Source organism: Phenylobacterium sp., assembly GCF_030693805.1.
Taxonomy (GTDB): domain Bacteria; phylum Pseudomonadota; class Alphaproteobacteria; order Caulobacterales; family Caulobacteraceae; genus Phenylobacterium.
Genome location: NZ_JAUXZW010000294.1, coordinates 1 through 4689, shown reverse-complemented (window position 1 = coordinate 4689; position 4689 = coordinate 1). Strand labels below are relative to the sequence as shown.

Annotated in this window: 5 protein-coding genes; 2 read left to right on the top strand and 3 right to left on the bottom strand. The window is 67.1% G+C overall.

Annotated elements, in window-relative coordinates:
• Both Q8M88_RS11235 and Q8M88_RS11230 read left to right on the top strand, forming a co-directional pair.
• Window positions 1-378 (top strand): CoA transferase (locus Q8M88_RS11235; RefSeq protein ID WP_305597244.1); only part of this gene is annotated, 378 nt, incomplete at its 5' end.
• Window positions 263-868, top strand: coding sequence for a CoA transferase (locus Q8M88_RS11230; protein WP_305597243.1), 606 nt, complete (start codon window positions 263-265; stop codon window positions 866-868). The genes Q8M88_RS11235 and Q8M88_RS11230, both read left to right, overlap by 116 nt.
• 7 nt (window positions 869-875) lie before the next feature.
• Here Q8M88_RS11230 and Q8M88_RS11225 read toward each other — a convergent pair whose 3' ends face one another.
• From Q8M88_RS11225 to Q8M88_RS11215, 3 genes are all read right to left on the bottom strand, one after another.
• Window positions 876-1931, bottom strand: coding sequence for a 2-oxoacid:ferredoxin oxidoreductase subunit beta (locus tag Q8M88_RS11225; protein WP_305597242.1), 1056 nt, complete (start codon window positions 1929-1931; stop codon window positions 876-878).
• Entirely contained in the window at window positions 1928-3772 is a 1845-nt protein-coding gene (locus Q8M88_RS11220) for a 2-oxoacid:acceptor oxidoreductase subunit alpha (RefSeq protein ID WP_305597241.1), read from the bottom strand. Before Q8M88_RS11220 ends, Q8M88_RS11225 begins: the two co-directional genes overlap by 4 nt.
• Window positions 3757-4689: 4Fe-4S dicluster domain-containing protein (locus Q8M88_RS11215; RefSeq protein WP_305597240.1), on the bottom strand; the 933-nt coding region annotated here is incomplete at its 5' end. The genes Q8M88_RS11220 and Q8M88_RS11215, both read right to left, overlap by 16 nt.

Genomic DNA, 4689 nt, shown 5'->3' with positions numbered 1-4689 from the left:
GTGATGGCGCGGCTGGGCCTGGATTACGAGACCGTCTCCAAGATCAATCCCAAGGCGGTCTATTGCTCGATCTCGGGCTTCGGCCAGACCGGGCCCCTGTCGCAACGCGCCGCCTACGCGCCGGTCGCCCACGCCTTCAGCGGGTTCGACATGATGCTGTCGCGCCTGCCGGACCGCGAGGCGCCGCCGCCGGACAACCGGGTGATGATCGCCGATATCGTCGCCGGGGGCCTACGCCTTCTCCGCGATCCAGACCGCGCTGGTGCACCGCCTGCGCAACGGCGTCGGCAGCCACGTGGACGTGGCCATGGCCGACAGCATGATGACGCTGGTGGGCATGCAGATCCAGCAGGCCCAACACGACGCCCTGTGGCCTAGCGGCGGCTTTCCGTCCTACGCCACCAAGGACGGCTATGTGAATATCCCGCTGGTCTCGCCGATCACCTACCGCCAGGCGCTCAAGGTAATGGGCCGCGACGACATCCTGAGCGACCCCGAATTCCAGACTTCGCCCGCGACGCGCCGGGTCGAAATCATCGAAGCGCTGCGCAACTGGGCCGCCGAGCACACCAGCGAGGAAAGCGACACGATCATGACTGCAGCGGGCGTTCCATGCGCGATCTATCGGATGCCGCACGAGGTGCTCGACCACCCGCAGACGGTGGCCCGCGGTTCGTTCACCGACGTCCCGACCGCCAATGGTTCGTTCAAAATCCTCAATCCGCCGTTCCAGATCAGCGGCGCGGGCGTCAAGGCCGGCACGACGGTGCCGACGCTGGGCGAGCATACCCACGATGTTCTGGCCGATATCCTTGGCCTCAGCGAAGCGGACCTCGCAGCGGCCGCCGGCGAGAAGGCGTTCGGCTGACGCGCCGCTAGCGGAGCGACGCGTTCAGACGGTCGAGCGCGTTCTGGCCGGGGATCAGTTGGGCGTCGTCCAGGGCGTTCAGCGGCCCGTCCACGGTCTCCAGGCTGTCGTGCAGGTCGTGCGCCTCAGGGTCGATGAACAGCAGGCCGGTGACGATCTCGCCCAGCGCCTGGCGCGACTGAAGATAGGACATCGCGCCGACCCGATCGCTGGGGTCGTAGTGTTCGGCCAGCTTGTGCAGATGCAGGATCGAGCCGTCGTGCTGGGCGACCTTGGTGTTTGAGCCTGGCGCGTAGTCGGCGTGGATCGGCTCGCGCGGCACCACCACGTCCAGCATGTTCACCGCCTCGTTGTGCTCCCGCACATAGTCGAAGCCCTTGGTCGAACCGGCGTGGTTGTTGAACTGGATGCAGGGGCTGATGCAGTCGATGAAAGCCGCGCCCTTGTGCGCCAGCGCCGCCTTGATCAGCGGGGTCAGCTGGGCCTTGTCGCCGGAGAAGCTGCGCGCCACGAAGGTCGCGCCGAGCTGCAGGGCCAGGCTCACCAGGTCGATGGCGGAGTCGTGGTTCACGGCTCCCTTCTTGGTCTTCGAGCCCTTGTCGGACGTGGCCGAGAACTGGCCCTTGGTCAGGCCGTACACGCCGTTGTTCTCGACGATGTAGGTCATGTTGACGCCGCGCCGGATCGCGTGGGCGAACTGGCCGAGGCCGATGGAGGCCGAGTCGCCGTCGCCGGAGACCCCCAGGTAGATCAGCTCGCGGTTGGCGAGATTGGCGCCGGTCAGCACCGAGGGCATGCGCCCGTGCACGGTGTTGAAGCCATGGGAGGCGCCCAGGAAATAGTCGGGGGTCTTCGACGAACAGCCGATACCCGAAAGCTTGGCGATGCGGTGCGGCGGCAGCTCGAGCTCATAGCAGGCCTGGATGATCGAGGCGGAGATCGAGTCGTGGCCGCAGCCTGCGCACAGCGTCGAGACCGAGCCTTCGTAGTCGCGCCGCGTGTAGCCCAGGCCGTTGGTCGCCAGCATCGGGTGATGCAGCTGCGGCTTGACGATGTAGGTCATTCGGCGGCCTCCGTGATCGCGGCGTCGGCGACGTGCGCGCCCTCCATCAGCGCACCGATCGCGCCCGCAATGAACCGCGCGGTGATCGGCGTGCCGTCATAGTGCAGCACCCGCACCAGCTTGGCGGGATCGACCCCGCATTCATTGACGATCAGCATGCGCAGCTGGGCGTCGCGGTTCTGCTCGACGACGAACACCCGCTCGTGTGCGGCGATGAACGCTTCGATCTCGTCGGCGAACGGGAAGCCGCGCACGCGCAACGCGTCCAGGTCGCGACCCTGAGCCTCCAGGGCGTCCAACGCCTCGTGCATGGAGGGCGTCGTGGAGCCGTAATAGATCACCCCGTCTCGCGTCGGCCGCCGGGCGGGCCGGACCACCGGGGCCGGGACCAGGCCTTTGGCGGTCTCGAACTTGCGCAGCAGCCGCTGGACGTTGTCGACGTAGACCGACCCCTCCTCGCTGTAGCGCGCGTAGGGGTTGCGCGAGGTGCCGCGGGTGAAATAGCCGCCCTTGGTCGGATGGACGCCCGGATAGGTGCGGAACGGGATCCCGTCGCCATCGACGTCGAGGTAGCGGCCGAAGTCGCGGCCCGCCTCCAGTTCGTCGAAAGTCATCACCGTGCCGCGGTCGAGCTTGCGGATTTCGTCCCAGGCGAAGGGTTCGGTCAGCCACTCGTTCATGCCGATGTCGAGGTCGAGCATGACGAAAACCGTGGTCTGCAGCCGGTCCGCCAGATCGAAGGCCAGCGTTCCCATCTCGAAGCACTCGCCGGGATCGGCGGGCAGCAGCATCGGGTGCTTGGTGTCGCCGTGACTGGCGTAGGCCGCGCCGATCAGGTCGGCCTGCTGCGTTCGGGTCGGCATGCCGGTGGACGGCCCGCCGCGCTGAACGTCGAAGATCACCGCCGGAATCTCGGCGAAGTAGGACAGGCCGATGAACTCCTGCATCAGCGACACGCCCGGACCGGACGTGCAGGTGAAGGCCCTGGCCCCGTTCCAGCCGGCGCCCACCACCATGCCGATCGAGGCGATCTCATCCTCGGCCTGGACGATGGCGTAGCGGGCGCGTCCGGTCTCCGGATCGGTGCGGTAGTCTTCGCAGAAGCCGGTGAAGGCCTCAGCCAGCGAGGTCGAAGGCGTAATCGGGTACCAGGCGCAAACCGTCGCGCCGCCATAGACCGCCCCGAGGCCAGCGGCGGTGTTGCCGTCGACGAAGATGCGATCGCGCACCTCGGACGATCGACGCACCTGGAGGCCCAGCTTGCTCATGTGCTCGTCGACGTGGCTGCGCCCCATGTGCAGGGCCTCGACATTGGTCTTGATCAGCCGCTCACGGCCTTCGAACTGCTCGGCCAGCAGTTGCTCCAGCACCGCCGCCTCGATGCCCAGCAAGCCGGACAGCGCGCCCACATAGACGATGTTCTTGAACAGCTGACGCTCGCGCGGGATCGAATAGGCGGCGTTGCAGATCGCCGTCAGCGGGACGCCGACCACGCCCACGTCGGCGCGGAACTTGGACGGCGGCATCGGCTTGGTGGAATCATAGAACAGATAGCCGCCGGGCTCGATCTCGGCCACGTCGCGGTCCCAGGTCTGCGGGTTCATGGCGACCATCAGGTCCACGCCGCCGCGGCGGCCTAGGCGTCCGGCCTCGGTCACCCGCACCTCGAACCAGGTCGGCAGGCCCTGGATGTTGGACGGGAAGATGTTGCGCGCCGCCACCGGCACGCCCATCCGCAGGATCGACTTGGCGAACAGGCCGTTGGCGCTGGCCGAGCCTGAACCGTTGACGTTGGCGAACTTGACGACGAAGTCGTTGACGGCTTCTAGCGGCTTTGGCATGCCCCGCCTCCCGCGCCGGCCACCGCCATCTCCCGGGCGAATGTCTGCATGTCCCAGGCCCCCGACGGACAGCGTTCCGCGCACAGCCCGCAGTGCAGGCAGACATCCTCGTCCTTGACCATCACCCGGCCGGTCTTCAGCGTGCTGGAGACGTAGATGTCCTGGGTCAGGTTCTGCGCCGGCGCGTTCAACCGGGTGCGCAGGTCATCCTCCTCGCCGTCGTCGGTGAAGGTGATGCAGTCGACCGGGCAGATGTCGACGCAGGCGTCGCATTCGATGCACAGCGGCTCGGTGAACACCGTCTCGACGTCGCAATTCAGGCAGCGCTGCGCCTCGCGATAGGCCATCTCGCGGCCGTAGCCCAACTCCACCTCGATACGCACGTCCTTGAGCGCGACAGCCTTGTCGCGCAGCGGCACGCGATAGCGATGGTCGTTGGCGATGTCGTTGTCGTAGCTCCACTCGTGGATGCCCATCTTCTGGCTGGTGAGGATGGCTTCCGGCGACGGTCGGTCGGCCACGTCGACGCCGCGGCAGAAGAGGTCGATGGAGATCGCAGCATCGCGCCCGTGCGCCACCGCCCAGATGATGTTCTTGGGTCCGAACGCCGCGTCGCCGCCGAAGAACACGTTGGGCAGCGTCGACTGCATGGTCACCGGGTCGACCTTGGGCATCGCCCACTCGTCGAACTCCATGCCGATGTCGCGCTCGATCCAGGGGAAGGCGTTCTCCTGGCCCACCGCCACCAGCACGTCGTCGCACTCGATGAGCTGATCGGGCTCGCCTGAGGGGACCAGGCGTCGGCGGCCACGGTCATCGTATTCCGCGACCACCTTCTCGAAGACCACGCCGGTCAGGCGGCCGTTGGCGTGGGCGAATTCCTTGGGCACCAGGTAGTTGAGGATCGGGATGTCCTC